This window comes from Halorhabdus salina, from assembly GCF_013839425.1.
Lineage (GTDB): Archaea > Halobacteriota > Halobacteria > Halobacteriales > Haloarculaceae > Halorhabdus > Halorhabdus salina.
The window spans coordinates 104,844-124,351 of sequence record NZ_JACDNP010000007.1 but is presented as its reverse complement, the minus strand read 5'-3'; the positions used below and the strand labels follow the sequence as shown (position 1 = coordinate 124,351).

16 protein-coding genes are annotated in these 19,508 nt (G+C 63.3%); 8 read left to right on the top strand and 8 right to left on the bottom strand.

Features of this window, described 5'->3' with window-relative positions; all coding sequences use genetic code 11:
* Positions 1-7 precede the first annotated feature (7 nt).
* The 3 genes from HZR20_RS10620 to HZR20_RS10610 form a co-directional block, all read right to left on the bottom strand.
* The gene (locus HZR20_RS10620; RefSeq protein WP_181686601.1) at positions 8-721 is read right to left on the bottom strand and encodes a class I SAM-dependent methyltransferase; all 714 of its coding nucleotides are present in this window, start codon (positions 719-721) and stop codon (positions 8-10) included.
* 2 nt (positions 722-723) lie between these two features.
* Positions 724-1,608 carry an aldo/keto reductase gene (locus HZR20_RS10615; protein WP_181686600.1) on the bottom strand — a complete coding sequence of 295 codons (885 nt, stop codon included), beginning with the start codon at positions 1,606-1,608 and terminating at the stop codon, positions 724-726.
* Between the two features lie 63 nt (positions 1,609-1,671).
* On the bottom strand, positions 1,672-2,178 hold the full coding sequence (locus HZR20_RS10610; protein WP_181686598.1) for a hypothetical protein: 507 nt from the start codon (positions 2,176-2,178) through the stop codon (positions 1,672-1,674).
* Positions 2,179-2,268: 90 nt separating this feature from the next.
* Here HZR20_RS10610 and mutL point away from each other — a divergent pair, with 90 nt between their 5' ends.
* The 4 genes from mutL to HZR20_RS10590 all read left to right on the top strand — a co-directional run bounded on the left by mutL (position 2,269) and on the right by HZR20_RS10590 (position 7,774).
* On the top strand, positions 2,269-4,323 hold the full coding sequence (gene mutL / locus HZR20_RS10605) for a DNA mismatch repair endonuclease MutL (RefSeq protein WP_181686596.1): 2,055 nt from the start codon (positions 2,269-2,271) through the stop codon (positions 4,321-4,323).
* An 87-nt stretch (positions 4,324-4,410) separates the two neighbouring features.
* Complete coding sequence (locus tag HZR20_RS10600) at positions 4,411-5,346, top strand: sugar kinase (protein WP_181686593.1); 936 nt, start codon at positions 4,411-4,413, stop codon at positions 5,344-5,346.
* Between the two features lie 74 nt (positions 5,347-5,420).
* Positions 5,421-6,701, top strand: a complete 1,281-nt coding sequence (locus HZR20_RS10595; RefSeq protein WP_181686591.1) for a carboxypeptidase-like regulatory domain-containing protein — start codon at positions 5,421-5,423, stop codon at positions 6,699-6,701.
* Positions 6,702-6,763: 62 nt separating this feature from the next.
* A complete protein-coding gene (locus HZR20_RS10590) occupies positions 6,764-7,774 on the top strand; it encodes an aminomethyl transferase family protein (protein WP_181686589.1) in 1,011 nt (336 codons plus the stop codon).
* A gap of 40 nt (positions 7,775-7,814) precedes the next feature.
* On the opposite strand, the gene HZR20_RS14575 is transcribed toward HZR20_RS10590, so the two are convergent.
* Complete coding sequence (locus HZR20_RS14575) at positions 7,815-8,705, bottom strand: hypothetical protein (protein WP_258560421.1); 891 nt, start codon at positions 8,703-8,705, stop codon at positions 7,815-7,817.
* A gap of 90 nt (positions 8,706-8,795) precedes the next feature.
* Here HZR20_RS14575 and HZR20_RS14570 point away from each other — a divergent pair, with 90 nt between their 5' ends.
* A complete protein-coding gene (locus HZR20_RS14570) occupies positions 8,796-9,047 on the top strand; it encodes a hypothetical protein (RefSeq protein WP_258560420.1) in 252 nt (83 codons plus the stop codon).
* 198 nt (positions 9,048-9,245) lie between these two features.
* Here HZR20_RS14570 and HZR20_RS10580 read toward each other — a convergent pair whose 3' ends face one another.
* Complete coding sequence (locus tag HZR20_RS10580) at positions 9,246-10,328, bottom strand: geranylgeranyl reductase family protein (protein WP_181686585.1); 1,083 nt, start codon at positions 10,326-10,328, stop codon at positions 9,246-9,248.
* A 168-nt stretch (positions 10,329-10,496) separates the two neighbouring features.
* The gene (gene uvrA, locus HZR20_RS10575; protein ID WP_181686583.1) at positions 10,497-13,475 is read right to left on the bottom strand and encodes an excinuclease ABC subunit UvrA; all 2,979 of its coding nucleotides are present in this window, start codon (positions 13,473-13,475) and stop codon (positions 10,497-10,499) included.
* Positions 13,476-13,606: 131 nt separating this feature from the next.
* Here uvrA and HZR20_RS10570 point away from each other — a divergent pair, with 131 nt between their 5' ends.
* Both HZR20_RS10570 and HZR20_RS10565 read left to right on the top strand, forming a co-directional pair.
* Positions 13,607-14,377, top strand: a complete 771-nt coding sequence (locus tag HZR20_RS10570; RefSeq protein ID WP_181686581.1) for a bacteriorhodopsin — start codon at positions 13,607-13,609, stop codon at positions 14,375-14,377.
* A gap of 100 nt (positions 14,378-14,477) precedes the next feature.
* Positions 14,478-15,773 (top strand): MFS transporter, encoded by a 1,296-nt coding sequence (locus HZR20_RS10565; RefSeq protein ID WP_181686573.1) that lies wholly within the window; start codon positions 14,478-14,480, stop codon positions 15,771-15,773.
* 61 nt (positions 15,774-15,834) lie between these two features.
* Here HZR20_RS10565 and HZR20_RS10560 read toward each other — a convergent pair whose 3' ends face one another.
* Positions 15,835-16,593 (bottom strand): lycopene cyclase domain-containing protein, encoded by a 759-nt coding sequence (locus HZR20_RS10560; RefSeq protein ID WP_181686571.1) that lies wholly within the window; start codon positions 16,591-16,593, stop codon positions 15,835-15,837.
* A 401-nt stretch (positions 16,594-16,994) separates the two neighbouring features.
* Between HZR20_RS10560 and HZR20_RS10555 the strand changes: the two genes are divergently transcribed.
* Positions 16,995-17,417 (top strand): SRPBCC family protein, encoded by a 423-nt coding sequence (locus tag HZR20_RS10555; RefSeq protein ID WP_181686569.1) that lies wholly within the window; start codon positions 16,995-16,997, stop codon positions 17,415-17,417.
* A gap of 53 nt (positions 17,418-17,470) precedes the next feature.
* Here the strand turns inward: HZR20_RS10555 and HZR20_RS10550 are convergent, their stop codons facing one another.
* Entirely contained in the window at positions 17,471-19,483 is a 2,013-nt protein-coding gene (locus HZR20_RS10550; RefSeq protein WP_181686567.1) for a bacterio-opsin activator domain-containing protein, read from the bottom strand.
* Between the last annotated feature and the right edge of the window lie 25 nt (positions 19,484-19,508).

Genomic DNA, 19,508 nt, shown 5'->3' with positions numbered 1-19,508 from the left:
GCGTGTCTCAGCTGTCGAATCGGAACGCCAGGCTGTACATCTCCCCGGCCGATTCCGAGCCGATCGTCTCGACCAGTCGATCGGCCTCGGCCGTGAGAGCGTCACCGAGATCGCCGTCGAGGGACGCTGCTGCCTCTCTGGCTACGTCGGCGTGGGTCTGGACGTGGGAGTCAGTCCACGGCACTGGATCGAGCAGCGTTCGCCGGCGCTCGAACGTCCAGCCATGGGACTCGAAGACGCTCCGGAGTAGCGAGGCAGGATAGAACGTCAGCGGCTGGCGACCTGTAGCGAGTTCACCAGCCGCGTTTTCGAGGGCGAACAGGTCAGCCATCGCCGCCGACTCGGGCAGTGGCGCGTAGTCGTCGACCACCAGTTGTGCCCCCGGCGCGGCGACCCGCGTGAGTTCGTCCGCGATAGCCGGCAATTCCGCCGTCGTGACCACGTTGAACAGCGCGTGAGCCGTGACGACCTCGAAAGTATCGTCCGGTAGCGGAACCTCTCTGAGGTCGGCCTCGAGCGTGCAGACTCGCCCATCCCCGCCGACGCGCTCGCGGACTGTCTCGGCGTGCTCGCGATCGTTCGTCACGGCGAAAACCTCGCGAGCACCCTCACTCAGAAGCCCGAGCGTCGCGCTCCCCGCGCCAGCACCGGCCTCCAGACAGCGCTTGCCAGCCACGGCTCGATCATCCAATGCCGTCGCGACCGTCTCCGGAACCGCCATCGTCAGTGATGCAGTTGTTCGGGGACCGGACTCTCGGCGTGACGGGCGTCCTCGACGATCGCACGCTGTGCCGCCTCATCGAGTGCTTCGTAGCGATCACCTGCCGAGAGGACCATCTTGACGAGTTTCGGGTCCCCGGGCGTGACCACGGTGTCGACCCCACGCGAGAGCACGTAGTTCAGACGGTCACGGATCACGTCTGGTTCGTCGACCGGTTCGTACCAGTTGGCGTACGATCGCTCGTGTTCCGGCAATTCCGCTGTGTCGGGCCAGGACCCTTTCGCGAAGCCCTTGATCGCGAGCGTGCCGATGTTCTCCTCGTCGGCTCGTTGGAGGACGGCGTCGTAATCGTACTCCTCGCTATCCTTGGCGTCGACAACGGGATTCAGCGGGAACATCAGCGTTTCCAAATCGTCGATCTCGTCAATCGCGTCGCGGATCAGTCCCGGATTGCCGTGGCTCGTCAGTCCGATGTGGTCGATCAGGCCCTGTTCTTTGGCTTCGCGAAAGGCCGCCAGCGCGCCGTCCTCAGCTGTGATCGTCGCCAGTTCATCCTCATACTCCAGCCCGTGGACCTGATAGAGGTCGATCGTCTCGACGCCGAGCCGATCGAGTGAGCGTTCGAGTTTCTGCCAGGCACCCTCGTAGGAGCGTTCCTGGGTCTTACAGCCCAGGAAAATGTCTTCGCGGTACTGGCGGAGTTTCGGCCCGAGTTTGAGTTCGGCGTCGCCGTAGGTTGGCGCGACGTCGAAGTGGTTGACGCCGTGGTCGAGCACGAGTTCGACCAGCTGGTTTGCGCCCTCCTGTTCGAGCCAGTTCAGTGCGATCGTGCCGAAGGTGACGACCGAACTCGTTTGTCCGGTCGCGCCCAGGTCGCGGGTTTGCATACGACTAACTACCTCCTGGGGCACAATAAGTCTCCATCCCGGGACGCCCCTGGATTCGATCGGTTACTCAAGCACCGTCGAGGGGCGCTTGAGATAATAGTCCTGGTCGGTAACCCGCTCGTAGATGCGATAGAGCGTTTCGACCGCGGTCGGATCGGGGTCGAACTGGATATGTGGGGCCATGTGATACCCCTTCGCACTGACCAGGAAGAAGTACAAGGTCTGGTGATGTTTCGGCGTTGCATCGACGACGCCCATGTCGGCCCCACCCAGGTCCTCAGAGAAGTCGTTGAGCATCGTCGCGACGTCTTCGTTGAGTTGCTCGTCCGGGCGATAAGATGGGGTACCGAACGTCTGCTGAAAGAATTTGGTCGTGTTCGCCAGGAATGGGTTCGACTCGATGCCTGTCGGATCGACATCGGCGAAGGTTTCGTAGAGATCCAACATCGCGTGGAGTTCGTCATCGGTCAGTGCGACTGGCATCACGGGGTCACCCTGCGGGATCGCGTAGTCGGGAAACGAGTACGCACTCGGGTCGGGAAGGTCCTCGAAGACGTCTGTCAAGTCCATGGGTGTGCCTACAACGGCACGTGCCGTAACTGTTTGGCGAGACCGCACACTCAAGGCCGCGGCCTGCAAACGAGACGCCAACGCGCCCACATGAGCGAACACGAGGAGATCAAGGAACTCGACGAGACCACCGTCGAGCGGATCGCCGCCGGCGAGGTCGTCGAGCGCCCGGCCTCGGCCGTCAAGGAACTACTCGAAAACGCCCTCGACGCCGACGCCTCCCGGGTCCACGTCGCGGTCGAGTCGGGCGGGAAAGACGCCATCAGCGTCAGCGACGACGGCGTCGGCATGACGGAATCCCAGGTCCGGACCGCGGTCCGGGAACATACCACGAGCAAGATCCGGAACATCGCGGACCTGGAGGGCGGCGTCGGGACGCTCGGATTCCGCGGCGAGGCACTCCACGCCATCGGGGCCGTCTCCCGGTTGACGATCACGACGCGCCCACGAGGCGGCGATCGCGGCACGCGCTTGCGAGTCGAGGGCGGTGAGGTGACGAGTGTCGAACCGGCAGGCTGTCCGGAAGGGACCACGGTAACCGTCGAGAATCTGTTCTACAACGTCCCTGCACGCCGGAAGTACCTGAGTCAGGACGCCACGGAGTTCGATCACGTCAATTCGATCGTCACCAACTACGCACTGGCGAACCCAGCCGTCGCCGTGGAACTCGAACACGACGGCCGGGAGACCTTCGCCACGAGCGGACAGGGCTCGCTTCAGGAGACGATCATGGCGGTCTACGGCCGCGAAATCGCCGAGTCGATGATCGAGGTTCGGGCCGCGGACCTCCCCGAGGGCCCGCTAACCGACGTCTCCGGACTGGTCAGCGAGCCGGAGACGACACGTGCCGGCCGGGCGTACCTCTCGACGTTCGTCAACGGTCGCTTCGTCCGGTCAAACGCCGCCCGGGACGCCGTCATCGAGGCCTACGATACGCAACTGGCGCCCGATCGTTACCCCTTCGCCGTGCTAAATCTCTCTCTGCCGGCCGACGTGGTTGACGTCAACGTCCACCCCCGGAAGATGGAAGTCAGATTCGCCGACGAGGCCGGCCTCCGCGAGCAGGTCCGGACTGCCGTCGAGAATGCCCTCCTGCGGGAAGGCTTGGTCCGGTCGAGCGCCCCACGCGGAGCCTCATCCCCCAACCAAACGACAATTGACCAGGGCGAACGCGAAACAGCAGCGAGTGTCGAAGGGAATCGCCCGACTCAAGACGACGACACCTCACGCGTGGCTGGCGAGACATCCCCGGAACCAGCCCCCGACAGCAGTGATGCAACCGATGGGCGAGACGACAATCGGGCTAGTCACCCAGACGCTGTGACAGCGCCCCAGGAATCTGCTCCACAGTCGACGCCAGATCGCGCGCGGTCCAGCCGGACCCCGGACAGTCAGCACGGCGAGTCAGCGGAGGACGGCGAAGGTCCGGCCAACAGCGACGAATCAGAGATAGCACCCACCCGTATTCGAGAACCCGGGGCACAGACCACCCTCGGGGACGGTGAGGCCCCACTCGACCGCGCGTTCGACTCACTGCCGTCGATGCGAGTGCTCGGGCAGTTCAGAGACACGTATGTCGTCGCCGAGACGGATACGGGACTGGTGCTGATCGACCAGCACGCTGCTGACGAGCGGATCAATTACGAGCGCCTCCAGGACGCGTTCGACGACGACTCGACGACACAAGTACTGGCAGAACCGGTCGAGCTATCGCTGACCGCCCGGGAGGCCGAACTGTTCGAGCAGTTCAAGCCGGCACTCGAACGGATCGGCTTCACCACCGACCGAAGCGACGAGCGGACTGTCGCCGTCAGAACTGTCCCGACTGTCCTGGCCGAGACAGCCGATCCCGAACTCCTCAGGGAAGCGTTGGCGTCGTTTGTCACAAGCGAGACGGATCTCGATGGGACTGTCGAGGCGGCCGCAGACGAATTACTCGCTGACCTGGCCTGCTACCCGTCGATTACCGGGAATACGTCGTTGACGGAAGGATCCATCGTCGACGTGTTGGAACGGCTTGAGAGCTGCGAGAACCCCTATGCCTGTCCGCACGGCCGGCCGGTCGTCATCGAAATCGACGCCGACGAACTTGCCGACCGATTCGAGCGGGATTATCCCGGCCACACGACGCGTCGATTCGAGTGACGGCTGGTCCGCTGTGTCCCAGCGAGGTCGTTTCATATTCTGTAGTTGACCGTGTACATTATTGGGGGCGGGTGTGATGTGGTGGTCATGGGTTCCCTCCTCACCGTGGGTGAGACGCCGCTCCGGTTCACACCACCTGGTTCAAAACAGTTCGTCGGTAGTGACGAAGTCTCGATGTCGGCCGTCGGGACCGAGAGTAACGTCGCCATCGCCGCCGCAAATCTCGGGACCAACGCCCGCTGGCTGTCGAAGGTGCCGGCGACACAGCTCGGGAAGCGAGTGATCAGTGAGTTACACCGATATGGCGCAAAGACGGATGTTACCTGGAGTGAGACCGGCCGACTTGGCATCGAGTTCTATCAACGGGCCAGTGCACCGCGAGAGGCTGTGATCGTTCACGACCGTGACGGTGCGGCCGCCGCCTCGATGACGCCGGGCGAGTTGTCGATGGATCGCGTCCAGGCAGCCGACGCTGTCTTTGCGGCGGGCAGTACTGCCGCCCTCTCGGAGACGGCCGTCGAGACGATCGAAACGGCGTTACGGGCCGGTCGGGCCAACGGCGGCCTGTCAGTGTTCGAACTCGACTTCAGGCCCCGGTTGTGGTCGCCGGAGGACGCGCGTCAGGCTTTAGCGAAACTATTACCCGAGGTTGACGTCCTGATCGCTAACGAAGACCAGCTTGAAACGGTCTTCGAGCGGAGCGGGGAGTATCGGGAAATTGCCCACGGCGTCGCCTCGGAGTGGGACTTCGATCTCCTGGCGATGACGAGAGGCGAGTACGGCGCGATCGCCATACAGGATAGCGTTTTCCACGAGTGTGAATCGGTCGAGACGGAGACGGTCGACCCGGCTGGTCAACACGATGCTTTCGCCGGGGCGTTTATCCAGCAGCTCCTGACTGACGCTCCGCCGGACGAGGCACTCTCGTATGGCGTCGCCGCAGCGGCAGTCTGTCGGACCATCCCTGGACCGATTCCGGCGATCGACCGATCGGACGTCGATCGCGTCAGCGAGGAATTATAACACAACGGCTTGCTCCCCTTCCGTACCCTTTCGGTGTCGTTAAAGATTTATGACCACTCGTCGTGGTGTCGCGTATGTCAGTACTCCGCAGCCGTGTGGCCGTCGTCATCTGGGTGGTCGTCCTCGCTGGGGCGATGACCGTCGTTCCCTTTGGGGGAGTTGGCCTCGCCCAGGGCCAAGACAACGTGACACTCACCCTCGCCGTCGAGGATCGCTACGGGAGCGATGTCGGCGATGTAACACTCACTGTCTCCTGGACAGATGGCAACGAGACCGTCACGACCAGAGCGAACGGACAAGCCTTGGTCGACGTGCCACGAGGATCGAACGCGACGATTGCCGTAGAGCCCGGAGACTACGTCCGGAACGTCCCCATTGAGATAACTGATGCAAGTGCGGAGACCGTCTCCATTGACGTCGCCAGAAAGGGGTCGATGGATCTGCAGGTGGACCGTTCTGGAGGGTCCGTGGCGAACGCAACAGTCCGCCTCAAACAGAACGGACAGACGGTCCTCACGGGAGAGACAAACGCGAACGGACAGTTGCAGACCGGATCAATCGAGCGTGGCCCCTACGAGATCACAGTCACGAAGCCAGGCCACCTGAACTACACCGAGCGCTATCAGGTGACTGGTGACATTTCACAAGCGATCACCCTCGAAGAAGCATCTGTGTCTGTTACCTTTGACGTTCGGGATGATCACTTCGATCCGCCCCAAGCGGTCGAACAGGCCACCGTCGAGGTGGCGGACCTCGGCTCGGTGACAACCCTTTCGAACGGCGAAGCAACGTTGCGCGTCCCAGTCAACACTCAACAGGCCATTACCGTTCACAAAGACGGATACACCACCAATACAACGACGGTCACGGTCAACGAGTCGTCGATCGAGCACAATGTGACGATCTCGCGCACGCCGGATTTGCAACTGCAATCCGCAAACGACCGGGTTGTCGTCGGTGAGAGCGTCCGAGTGGTCGTCACCGACGAGTACGGCCAGACCGTCTCGGGCACGACCGTCAGCGTCGAGGGCGACACCGTCGGCACGACGGACAGCAACGGGGCACTAACGGTACCGATCGAGACCGCCGGCGAGTTGGCAGTCGTTGCGACGACCGACGGACTCCGAGCCGAAGCCACCGTCGAGGGCGTCGAACCCGCAGCCGAGGAGACGGCAACGGTGACCGAAACCGACACCCAAACCGAGACAACAACGGCAACTGAGACCACGATGACTACCAGCGAGACAGATACGCCCGAATCGACGACCGCGACGACAACGAGCGGGCCTGGCTTTGGCATCGGGGTCACGCTCGTGACATTGCTTTCCGTCGCCCTCCTGGGTCGCCGAGAATAACGGATTGCCCGCACTGACGACGCGCGAGTTTTATGCGTCGGCCCGGTAGCGCTAGCCGATCAATGACGGGACTTCCGGCGCGACACGAACAGTACGGCGGCATCATCACGGCGCGGGCTGGCACCCGAATCGTCGCGCACTACGGTCGTCCAGAGCGAACGTATCGTGCCGTCCGCAACGTAGCCGGCGTCATCGAACACGGCCTCGGGGTAATCGTCGTTAAAGGGGCCTGGCGTGAGCAGCTCGTCGAGGAAAATTTCTCGAACCGCCTCCCGGACGTCGACGCCGGACAGTACGGATTTGTCCTGACAGACGGATCGATTGTGGCCGACGCGTACGTCTTCACCGTCGAGGATCGAATTCTGGCATTCGTTCCCCCTGATCGAACCGATGCCGTCGTCGAGGCCTGGAGCGGCGATGGAGTTGTCGTGCAGGACAACTCTGACGCATTCGCTGGTTTCGGGGTGTATGGCCCGGAAGCGACCGAGAAAGTCGCCAGCGTCTGTTCGGCGACGACACCGGATTCAGCACTGTCGATCGATCGCGGTGCGATCCAAGACAGCGGCGTCACTGTCATCCGGGATGACGGCGTCACCGGCGAGGAGGGGTATCTCCTCATTGCAGCGAGTGCGGACGCCGCCGAGGTCTTCGACGCACTGGTCAATCGGGGGCTCAGTGCCGCGCCGTTTGGCTACGAAACGTGGGAGACGCTCACCCTGGAGGCGGGGACACCATTGTTCGAGACGGAGCTGCGCGATACCGACCCGGCCGCCATTGGTATCTCGAACGCCTTTCCGCCGGCCGAGGATCCGTCGCAAGGAGACCACCGCCTTCGAGCGTTTACGGCAGCCACAGCGCCCGTAGATGGCACAACAGTCTACGCAGGGGGCCGGGCGGTCGGCGAGGTAACACGCGCCCGGGAGCAGCCCAAAGACGAGGGGGCGGTCGGGTTTGCGATGGTCGAGACAGACGAGGAAACCGTCGCTATCGGCGACGAGCGACTCGCGGCGACGATCTCGTCACCCCCGTTCGTCCAGGGGTCCGACCGGTCAGCCCGGTTGCTGGAGGAGTGAATCGTCCCGACGGAGTCGGCTGGGACGAACAATGCGGCAGTCAGAGTGAGACAGTGTCTTTTCCGTCCAAGGCCTCAGGGACGACCAGCGTGATCGTCGTGTGTCCACCACTCGAAGTTTGGAGCTGTACTTCTGCCGTACTGCCAGCGGATAGATAGCTCTCGATATTGAATCCCTCGCCGTCGAGTCCGATTTCGAGCGTCGCCCGATCGACCGGATCGTTCAAAGCAGCGTTGCTCTCGATCGAGCTGTCGTTATCGCGTAACGGCGTCACGACGAACCCCCCATCAACCTCGTCGACTCCACTGGCATCGGCAGCTGCAAGGGTGAACGAGCCGTTTGACTGAACCAGTTGTACCACTATTTCGTCGAGAGTGACGTCACCCGATCCGGGGGCGAGTCGAACAGTCATCTCGACTGTCGTCACGGCTGGTGCTCCGGAGGCGTCCATGCCGACTGTGCCGACTGTATTCACCTCGACGAGCCGATTCGTGACCTGCTCGGCCGCCTGCTCTCCGCTCTCTTCTGCACTGCTCTGGAGGAAGCCGCCCGCGTTGAGATTCATGATTCGCTCGACGAGCCACTCACCATCCGATTTCTGCAGGTGGATCGAAAGGGTCGAGGATGCGGCGTCGCCCGCGGTTGAGACATCGGCCTCGATCCGAGCGCTTGTCTCAGTTTGGGCTTGGACTGCGGTGCGCTGTACTTCTAACTCGGCAGTGTCGAACGGCGCTAGATCGCTCTCAGAGACGTCCTGAATCGGCGAGTCAGTGGCAGCAAGCGATCGTACCTCGACCGCGTCGCCGTCGTCGAGGGCCTGGATGAACGATTTGGCTGCGGCTGTCGGTCCCTGGCCACCCGAGAGGAACTGATCGTAGGCAAACACGCCACCACCAGCGAGGGCCAGCAATCCGGCACCGAGTCCGAGCAATCGACGGCGACTGGTCCCGCCACCTGGACTCGTGCCCCCCTGGCCACCTGGCGGTCGCCCACCATCGCCACCCTGGGGCGAGGCTTGCCGATGGGATTGGGACCCAGCCTGCTGCTGACCAGTTTGCTGTCGTTGATTGGTCCGTTGCCGGCCGGCCTGCTGGTGACCAGTTTGTTGTCGCTGATTGGCCTGTTGCTGCTTAGGTTGTTGCCCACCGGTCTGTCGTCGACTGGGTTGCTGTCGAGTGCCTTGCCCGCTGCCGTCATCACGGCGTTGTCGGTTCGATCGGTCCTGGCGGTCGCGTTGGGACGCCGGCTGCTGGTTTTCCTGTGGTGGGACTGAATCTGCACTCGGGGGGCCGCTGTCTGCTCGGCCACCGGCGGCCTGTTGGCCCTCCAGGCCAGTTCCTCGAAGCGACGCCTGGCAGGAAGGGCACTGTGTGACTGTCGGATCGACTTCCGACCCACAGTTTGGGCAATATGGCATCGTTGGCTCGGTTGAGAGTCGGGCGTGTCATAAATCCCCAGCCTGGGTCCGGCGTTACCGCGCAAACAGCGCCCGCAATTGCTCCCGTGAGAACAGCGACGACGGTTCGTCCATATGGACCCCGATCTTTCCCGAGAACAGCCGGAGTCCAGCCCGCTGGATCGGTTCCGGGACGGAGTACCCCCGACGGACCCACGCTCCCAATCGAATTTCCCGCCCCAGGTCCGCCCGCCAGGCGTCCTCGTAGTCGGCAAGCGTCGCCGGCCGGTCGGGATCGATCGTTTCGGCGGCATGATCGGCCGCTGTCATGCCGTAGCGGATGCCACCGCCGGTGAAGGGCTTCGTTTGGGCGGCAGCGTCACCAATCAGGAAAACCCGGTCGCTCGTGATCGAATCGGGCGGGCCGATCGGGATGAGTCCCGAGCAGCGGCGCTCTGTCTCGACGCCGTAGGCGTCAGTGAGCACGTCGAAGCGGTCGCCGACGGATTCGCCCGGCGGCGTCGCGAGGCCGTACTCGACGCCGGCCGCCCCACGCGGAATCCGCCAGGCGAAAAACCGCGGGACGTTCAGGTGAACGTCGACGAAGTCCCCGTCGTCGGGATCAGGGTCGAACCCCAACACGCCGTGTAAGAGTTCATCTGGCTCCGGAAGTCCGACGGTGTCTCTGACGCGGGACTGTGGGCCATCACACCCAGCGACCAGCTGTGCCCGGTGAGTTTCGGTGCCGTCCCCGCCTTTGACAGTCACCGCGACGTGGTCGTCGCACTCTTCGACGTCGGTGACAGTGTGGCCGTCCTGGACCGTCGCCCCGGCGTCGCTCGCAGCGTCAGCAAGGGCCCGATCGAGGCCGACGCGATCGATCACCTGGGAGATGACGTCGTCCTTGTAGAACGGATAGGCGCGGCTGTCCGGGCCGCCGAGATGGAAGCGCGCGCCGCGAATCTCGTTTTGAAGCAAGTCATCGCGGTCGGCCTCGGGGACGTACTTGAGGACATCGGTACTGACATGGCCCGAACAGGCCAGGGGCTCGCCGATTGTCCCCTGCTCGAAGACGAGCACGTCCAGGCCGTCCTCGGCCGCTCGGCGGGCGTAGCGACTCCCCGCTGGGCCCGCGCCGACGACGATCACGTCACGCATGTGTTCTTGGCCACGGGGTCGAGAAGTATAGGTCTTCACGGTCGACACTGCCGTGACCACCGGTCACCGGTCACGACGACGAGTCGATCGTCCAGTTCGACCGACCTGGTGTCCATGACGGACCCAGGGGGCCAACGTTTCAGTTCCGCGAAGAAAACAGCCCGGCGGCTAGTCGTCGGCCGCTGGCGGGGCGGCGAGTTCCCGATCGGCACGCGGGCCCTCCATGTCGATGGCCGGCAGGAGATCCCGGAGGTACTGCCCGGTGTAGGAGTCCTCAGTCCGTGCCACGTCCTCAGGTGTGCCATGGGCGACGACAGTCCCTCCGTTTTCCCCGCCCTCGGGTCCGAGATCGATGATCCGGTCGGCGTTCTTCACAAGGTCGAGTTCGTGTTCGATGACAACGACCGTGTTCCCATCAGCCGTCAGACGATGAAGCACGTCGATCAGCTTTCGCTCGTCCTCGGGGTGAAGCCCAGTGGTCGGCTCGTCCAGCAGGTACAGCGTCTCACCGCTGTCTTGCTTGCCCAGTTCCTCTGCAAGTTTGACGCGCTGGGCCTCCCCGCCCGACAGCGTCGTCGACGGTTGGCCGAGTTTCATGTAGCCAAGACCCACATCTGCCAGCAGTTCGAGGCGGCGTCGGATCCCGGGGTGGCTCTCGAAGAACTCGGAGGCTTCGGCGACGGTCATCTCCAAAACGTCTGCGATGGTTGCGTCCTTGTAGGTCACGTCCAGGGTCTCGGCGTTGTACCGGTCGCCGCCACACTCCTCACAGGGGACCTCCACGTCGCTCAGGAAGTTCATGTCGATGGTGACCGTGCCCTGCCCGCCACAGGCTTCACACCGCCCGCCCTTGACGTTGAACGAGAAGCGACCTTTGTCGTAGCCGCGCTGCTGGGCGAGGTTGGTCTCGGCGAACAGTTCGCGGATGTGATCGAAGACGTCGGTGTAGGTCGCCGGGTTCGAACGTGGCGTCCGACCGATCGGTGACTGGTCGATGAGTCGGACCGTCTCGATCTGTTCGATCCCGTCGATCGCGTCGTGCTCGCCTGGATCGACACTCGTGTTGTCGTTCATCTCGCGAGCAAGCCCCTTATAAAGCACGTCGTGCATCAGCGTCGACTTGCCAGACCCCGAGACGCCGGTGATCGCGGTGAACGTCCCGAGCGGAATCTCGACGTCCAGGTCTGTGAGGTTGTGCTGGCGGGCGCCCTGGATCCTCAACGAGCCCTCGGGGTCCCGACGGTCGTCGGGCACCGGGATCGTGCGTTCGCCGGCCAGGTAGTCGCCGGTAATCGACGCCTCACTGTCGAGAACCTCCTCGAAGGGTCCATTGACGACGATCTCGCCGCCCCGTTTGCCTGGGCCCGGCCCCATATCGACGATGTTGTCCGCCCGCCGCATCGTCTCGGTGTCGTGCTCGACGACGAGGAGAGTGTTCCCGAGGTCGCGAAGCTCCGCCAGGGTGTTCAGGAGGCGATCGTTGTCCCGCTGGTGGAGCCCGATCGAGGGCTCGTCGAGGACGTACAGCACGCCCACGAGTCCCGAGCCGATCTGGGTGGCCAAGCGGATTCGCTGACTTTCGCCCCCTGACAGTGTCGATGCCTCTCGATCGAGCGTGAGGTACTCCAGGCCGACCTCTTCCATGAATCCAAGCCTGGCGCGGATCTCCTTGAGAATCTCCGTGGCGATCGTGGCGTCACGCTCGCTCATTCCGTCTTCCATCCCCTCGAAGTGTGCCAGGGCGTCCCCGATCGACAGTTCGTTGACTGCGGTGATCGAGGTTCCCTCGACGAGGACGGCCCGCGATTCGGCTTTCAGCCGCGTTCCCTCACAGTTGGGGCACGTCGTCGTGGCCATGAACTCCTCGATGTGTTCACGCGCCCGATCGGAGTCCGTCTCGACGTGGCGACGTTCGAGGTTCGGGATGACGCCCTCGAAGCGTTCGGTCTTCTCGCGGGTGCCGTTCTTGGTCTGCCACTGGAAGTGCACTTGGTCGTCCGTGCCGTAGAGGAACTGGCGCTGAATCGCCGGATCGAGGTCCTCGAAGGGCGTTTCCAGGCTGACGCCGAAGTGCTCGGCGACGTTGTCAAGCTGTCGGGAGTAGTACGTCCGGTTGTAACTCCAGGGTTCGAAGACGTGCTTCAGTGGCTTGGCGGGGTCGGTAATCACCAGATCCTCGCTGACTTCTTTGGTTTCCCCGAGCCCTTCACACTCCGGACAGGCACCGTGCGGGGAGTTAAACGAGAAGCTCCGGGTCTCGATCTCGCTGATATCGATGCCACAATGCGTGCAGGCGAGTTCTTCGGAGAACTCAACGACGAGTCGGTCCGCTCCCGACCCGCCGCCCTCGCCGTCCTCGGCCTCGTCAGCGAGGTCTCCAGTCGAACGGGCACTCGCACCGCCCAGTTGGGCTCCTTCGGGCGGATCGGGGACGATCACTTTGAGCACGCCGTCGGCTTCGGTCAGGGCTGTCTCGACTGAGTCGGTGATCCGCGAGCGGGCCTCGGGGGCGACCTGGACGCGGTCGACGATGACGTCGATCGTGTGATCGAAGTTCTCGTCGAGGTCGGGCCGGTCGAGCGTCAGATCGTATTCTTCGCCGTCGACCTCGACGCGACTGTATCCCTCGCTCACGAGATCGTCAAAGCGGTCCTCGAAGGCACCCTTCTGATCCCGGACGATCGGCGCGGCGATCTTGAGTTTCGTCCCCTCGGGGAGGTCGAGGATCCGCGAGACCATGTTCTCGGCGCTCTGTTCGCCAACCTCACGGCCACATTCGGGACAGTGTGGCGTCCCGACGCGGGCATAGAGGAGGCGGAGATAGTCGTGCAGTTCCGTGACGGTCCCGACCGTCGAGCGGGGATTGTTGGCGGCGTTCTTCTGGTCGATGGAGATCGCAGGCGAGAGTCCCTCGACCGATTCGACCTGTGGTTTGTCCATCTGGCCGAGAAAATTACGGGCATAGGCGGACAGCGATTCGATGTATCGACGCTGCCCCTCAGCGTAGATCGTTTCGAAGGCCAGCGAGGACTTGCCCGACCCGGAAAGGCCGGTGACGACCGTCAGTTCCTCGCGCGGAATCTCACAATCGACGTCCTTGAGGTTGTGCTGTTCGGCCCCGCGGACCTCGATGACGTCCTTGCTCATTCGGAGTATGCCACGGCCCGGATCCGTGAAACCCTGTCGGTACAGGCCTGTCTCGCGTGAGTGACCGGTCAGATACCGAATTGATTTGGTACGATAGTTACCCAGAACCGGCAACAATGGGTAGTTGTAGCATGGCAGACCTGACAAACATATCACTGTGGGCAGGCACGGCAGGAATGTTCCTGGGGATGCTGTACTTCATCGCGACAGGCTGGAACGTACAGGATTCCCGGCGAAAGAAGTTTTACATCGTCACAACGTTCATCGCGGCGATCGCGTTCGTGAACTACCTGGCGATGGCGACAGGGTTCGGCCGGTTGCCGATCGAAATCGTCAACGACATCATCGGGACCAGTTTCGAGGAGCCTGAAACCATCTACTGGGCCCGGTACACCGACTGGATCCTGACGACGCCGCTGTTGTTGTACGACATCGCGTTGCTCGCGGGTGCTGATCGGAACACCACCTCGACGCTCGTCGGCCTGGACGTGTTGATGATCCTCACGGGTGTCGTCGCAACACTGCAGTTCACCGGCGCGGCCGGACTTGAGGCCGAGGCGCTCCGCATCGTCTGGTGGGGCGTCTCCACTGGTTTCCTGCTGGTGTTGCTGTACTTCCTGTTCTCGACCCTGACGGCCAAAGCCAACGAGTTGTCGCCGGACACGCGGAGTACGTTCAAACTGCTCCGGAACATGATCGGAATCCTCTGGCTGGTTTACCCGATCTGGTGGATCATCGGAACCGAAGGTGTCGGCGTCATCGGGATCGGCCCCGAGACGGCCGGCTTCGCCGTGCTGGACGTGACCGCGAAGGTGATCTTCGGGATCATCCTGCTGCGTAGTCACAACGTGCTGGACGACGCCGCGCCGGCGTCCAGCGGATCCGCACACGCAGCCGACTGAACGCGGCTCCACCCCGAATCCATTTTTCGCGCCACGTCGCCGAGAAGAGAGTTCGAGAGATTTTTCTTCCCACGTAAACAACCCACAAAAACGGTCTCTCGTGACACGGTTTCGATCGGTCGCGCTCTTGGGCGACCGGGAGTTTGCCGCGTTGGCGGGCACGGCGTTTGCGCGCAGTCAAGCGTATTCGACGATTCTCATCGCGCTGGCGCTGTACGCCGACCTCTTCGAGACGACCGGTTTCGTCGAGGGGCTGTTCGGTACCTCCTTTGCAATCGTGCAGTTGCTGGTCGTCCTGCCGCTGGGGCGGTCCGTCGATACGGGCAACGCCAAGCGGTACCTACTCGCCGGATTTCTGATAAACGTCGCCGTCTTCGTCGGGTTCATCTTCGCCGACAGTGCCGTCCACGTCATCCTGATCCGAATGCTACAGGGCCTGGGAGCCAGCGTCCTCTGGATCACGGGGGCAACGATCGTCGGGGAGATCAGTCCGAACGCGAGCCAGGGACTGTGGCTTGGCTCGTACAACCAGGTCGCCTCGTTCTCGTCGCTGCTGGGCGATCTGGTCGGCGGCTACCTCCTGTTTGCCTACGGCTTCACCGTGCCGTACCTGGTACTGACGGCGATCACCCTCGCCTCGTTCCTGCTCGTCTGGGCGTTCCTGCGTGACGATCCCGGCGGGCAGACAAGTCCGGACGAGGCTGGCGGTCTCGACGCGTTCCGGTCGCTGCTCGGCTTGCCGACGCTCCGGGCACTGGTCGGCTTTCGGTTCGCGTTCAGTTTCGGGAAGATGGCCGTCATCATTTTCCTCCCGATCTACGCACGGACGACGTTCGGCATCTCCGCGTTCGCGATCGGGTGGATCATGGCCGGCGGCAAGCTCACGAAGGCACTCATGCAGGGCTACGTCGGGACGCTCACGGATCGGTTCGGCCACGAGTATCGCTTCGTCGCCCTCGGTGCGTTCCTGTATGGTGTTGGGACGGCAATCATCCCGCTGGCCGCGTTCTTCGAGGGGCGGATCGAGCCAATACGGATCGGGCTCCTCGGCGACACACAGGTCCTCGGTGGTGCCTTCGTCACGCTGTTTTTCGCGTACTCGCTTTTGGGCGTGGCCGACTCGATCCGCCTGCCGGCCAGCATGTCGCTGTTCGTCGACGAGGGCGAACGGTACGACTCGGTGGCCAGTGCGATGTCGCTGCGATCGATCTCCTGGAAAGTCGGCCAGGTCGCGGGCCCGGTCCTCGTCGGGACGACGATGGATTTCGTCTCGACGGAAGCCGGGTTCGTCCTGGCTGCCGGATTCATCGCCGTCGCGACGACGGCCTACGTGCTCACGGCGCGACAGGCATATTTGCAGGAACCGCCCGTCGAGCCGACGCCAGCCGACGATTGACTGCTCGGTGGACGCCGATCGTCTCATACGCCGGGCGGTCGGGCACGCGGGGCCGACCGATTCACTTCGTTCGCTCCGGAACGGTTCCAAGGAGCGCCGAGAGTGACGGAAGCGCGCCGCGTTCGACGACCCAGCCGAACAGGACCAGTCCCTGGACGAGGAAGAGATTCGTCATCAGGAAGAACATCGCTTCCTCGATCGGGAGGCCGAGCAACGTCACGCCGGTCGTGTACGTCGGCGAGAACGTCCACAGCCCGAGGCCGATTGCCAGCCGATCGGCCACCCAGAGATACGCCGTGGGCACTGCCAGCGCGCCCAATACGCCACGCCCTCTTGCCAGCAGGACGGGCCAGCCAAACCCCCACTGAAGGGCAAGCACTGGCCCTGCCCACGCCAAGATTGCACCGAGATACCGGAACGTCGTCGCGGTCAGAGCGAGCAGGCCCAGCGCACCGACGAGTAGCCCACCCACGACGCCAGCTGCTCGCTGCCGTGGCGTGACGGACGATCCCGCCCCGTCTGGCCGGACCACCATCGCCGTCCACAGCCCGGTCAACACGGTCTGGCCCCCGATGAACAGCACTTCCTCGTAGGGGACGGCTCCGACGTGCCCGACGACGATCGAGCCGTATTCCCAGACGCCCGTCCGGATAAGATAAGCATCCCACGGGAGCGTATAGACGAGGGCGACGCCGAGTAACAGCCCCGTGCCTGCAAGCTGTGCCGGATGAAACCGATGAGTGACGAACAGGGCTGTGGCGAGGGCGACAATCGGCACGCCGACGAACAGCAGCGTGAATTGCAGGTAGGTCAGGACCATATCGCCCCCACCGGGACCGACAGGACAGTCCGAGCGTCGTCCCCTGGAACGCTCAGCACTGTCAGGCAGACCCAGTCATCTGTCCCTATCGCGACGGTCGCTCGGTTTTCCATGGCTGATAGTACAGCTACGTCCGCATCACGCCTCAAAAGTCCACCCACTCAATTGGGGTCGGTAACGCAGCCGCTTCGACGCCAAAGTGTGTGGGCGCGTTCTGAATCCGCTGCTGACGATGCACTGCCACTGCAACTGTGGTCAGTACCGATTGACACGCGACCAAATCAGTTCGGTACAAGCTACAACTTGGTGACGAACGAACCAGCGTATAGCGGTCGAGCCAGGTGTCGTTACGGGACACCGACCGCTCGCCGCGTGTATCCACCTCGGAGTGGTGATTGGAAGTGTTCACACACGAAGCTTCGATCACGGTCGGCGTGCCCCCCAGGACGGGCTTCCAATTCCTGGCTGACCCCCGAAACCAGGTGAAGATTACGCCCGGCCTGATCACCGTCAGCGCGACGCCGCCAGAGGAAGGGTTTACGACCCGGTATGAATACGAACTCGCCGGCGTCACGCTTTCGGGCCAGCTGACCGACAGCCTCCGTCGCCCACCGACCCGGCTCGTCCGCTCGCTGTCCGGTGCACTTGATGGAACGGTCCGGTATCGGCTTGCCGCCACTGACAACGGGACGCGGGTAACCTGCTCGATGGCGGTCCGGCTGCCGGCGGCCGTCCTCGATGCCATCCCGACGAGTGTCATCGAAACGAGAATCGAGCAAGCGGTGACGGCGACACTGCAGACGCTCCGGTCCTATCTTGAATAATAACCACCGGAAGGCGGTGGCAGTCGGGGAAGTCATCGCTCACAGAGAGTGGGTTAGTCGTCTTCGAAGAACGCTCGCATGAGTTTCTTCTCGGCCGTCCGGAGGTGCTGATAGTACGTCGAGGGAACCACATCCATCGATTCGGCGAGATCCTCACCCTCACACTGGCGGGGCCACTCGAAGAATCCACTCGTGTAGGCCTTTTTCAGTGCCGTCAGTTGCCGATCGGTCAGCTCGGCCTCGACAGCTGCCGCGAACGATCGCGGAGTCTCGTCGGCGTCCTCGGACTCGTGATACGCGATCAGTTCGACAACGTCGTAGGCCGTTTCGAGTTCCTCGACGATCGCCCGGCCATTTTGCTCGGTAGCGACGGTAAAGCGGACGCGAACGCTCTCGTTGTCGATCGAGATCGTCTCGACATCTGCCCCGTAGCTCGCGAGTGCGTCGACGAACTCTGCGCCAGCGGTGACGATCTCGACGACACACTCCCCGTCGGCCGTCGAGAGGACTGACACGTCCGTGACGGCCTCGTAGCGGTCCTCGGCCCCGAGGACTGCGGCTTCGTCGGCTTCGGAGACGGCAAACAGGAACGCGACGCGCCCGTCATCGTGGACCTGGGTACCACGATAGACGATCGGGTCGGTCGCCGTATTCGCGAGGTTAACGAGGAACAGCGACGGGTCCTGGAGATCGACTTCAATCGTAATCGTGACGTCAGTCGTGACCGTCCGCTTGCTGAGGACGTCGTTGATCGCCGCGCCGATCACCCGACCGAGCGCGCCCAGAATCGCCCGTTCAGTCTCGTCAAAGGCCGCCGGGTCGGCGTCGAAAACCGAAAGGACGCCGTAGGTCGTCCGGCGATAGGAGAGCGGAATGAGCACGCCCGACCCAGCCTGCCCCGAGTCGAAGCCGACTGGTGGGTCGAGTGTCGTCGCGTCACCGAGTCGCTGAATCGAATCCGTTTCGAGGGCCGCCGCGATACGATCAGCGCCCGGTCGACCCTCGTCGAGAGCAATCCTCACGGCCTCGGGACCGTCCTCGCTATACTCCGCGATTGAGACGGTGTGGGCGGTCGGATCGTACGTGCCGATCCAGGCCCGGTCGAACTCCTCACCGGAGCCGATTCGATCGACCGTCATCTGGTGGATCTCGGTCCGATTGTTCGCCCGGACCAGGATTTCAGAGAGGTCACCAACGAGCCCCTCGACGCGATCGAGCAACCGACGGAGCGTCTCTCGTTCCTCCCGGATCGCGGCTTCGGCTTCCTTGCGCTCGGTCACGTCCTGCTGGAAGGCGACGAAGTTGGTCACGTCGCCGTCGTCGTCGCGGATCGGCGAGATAGCCAGGTTGTTCCAGAACGTCGAACCGTCTTTTCGGTAGTTCAATAGTTCGGCCGACACTGGCGCTTCATTTTCGACGGCCTCGCGGATCTCGACGGTCGTCTCGGCGTCGGTGTCTTCGCCCTGCAGGAATCGACAGTTGACGCCGATCGCCTCCTCCTTGTCGTAGCCGGTGATTGCCTCGAAGGAGTCGTTGACGTAGATCAGGGGCTCGTCCGGCTCGGTCGCATCGCCGATCGTGATCCCGACCGGGGCCTCGTCTAAGGCGCGCTCTTTGAGACGTTGCTCCTCGGTTGCCGTCCGGTCGTGGATCGGCATCCTGATCCGATCTTCGTGGGTGGCGGGCACGGCGTCGTCGAGTTCCTCGAGAACCTGCGTCGCAAGATCCGGCGAGGACTGCGGGACGAATGCCGTCACGTCGGCCCTGACGGCGCGCCGTGCGACGTCGCCGTCGTCACTCGTCGGGAGCAAGAACACCGGAAAGTTCGGGCGCGTCTGTCGAATCGCTTCAAGCAGCGACAACCCGTCGAATCCATCCGCGGAGTGGTCGGCGATCACGCAGTCGACGGCCCCGGATTCGACCTGCGAGCGGGCGGCTTGGAAATCACGTTCAGTGTCCACCGCTACGGTCCCTGCCCGGGATCGTAGCGCGTCGGCCGGCAGCGGGGGACCATCCGGATTGTCCCCGACCCGGAGGAGATGACGACCCTCGGCTGACTCGCTCATGAGACGGACGTACACGGACGATCGC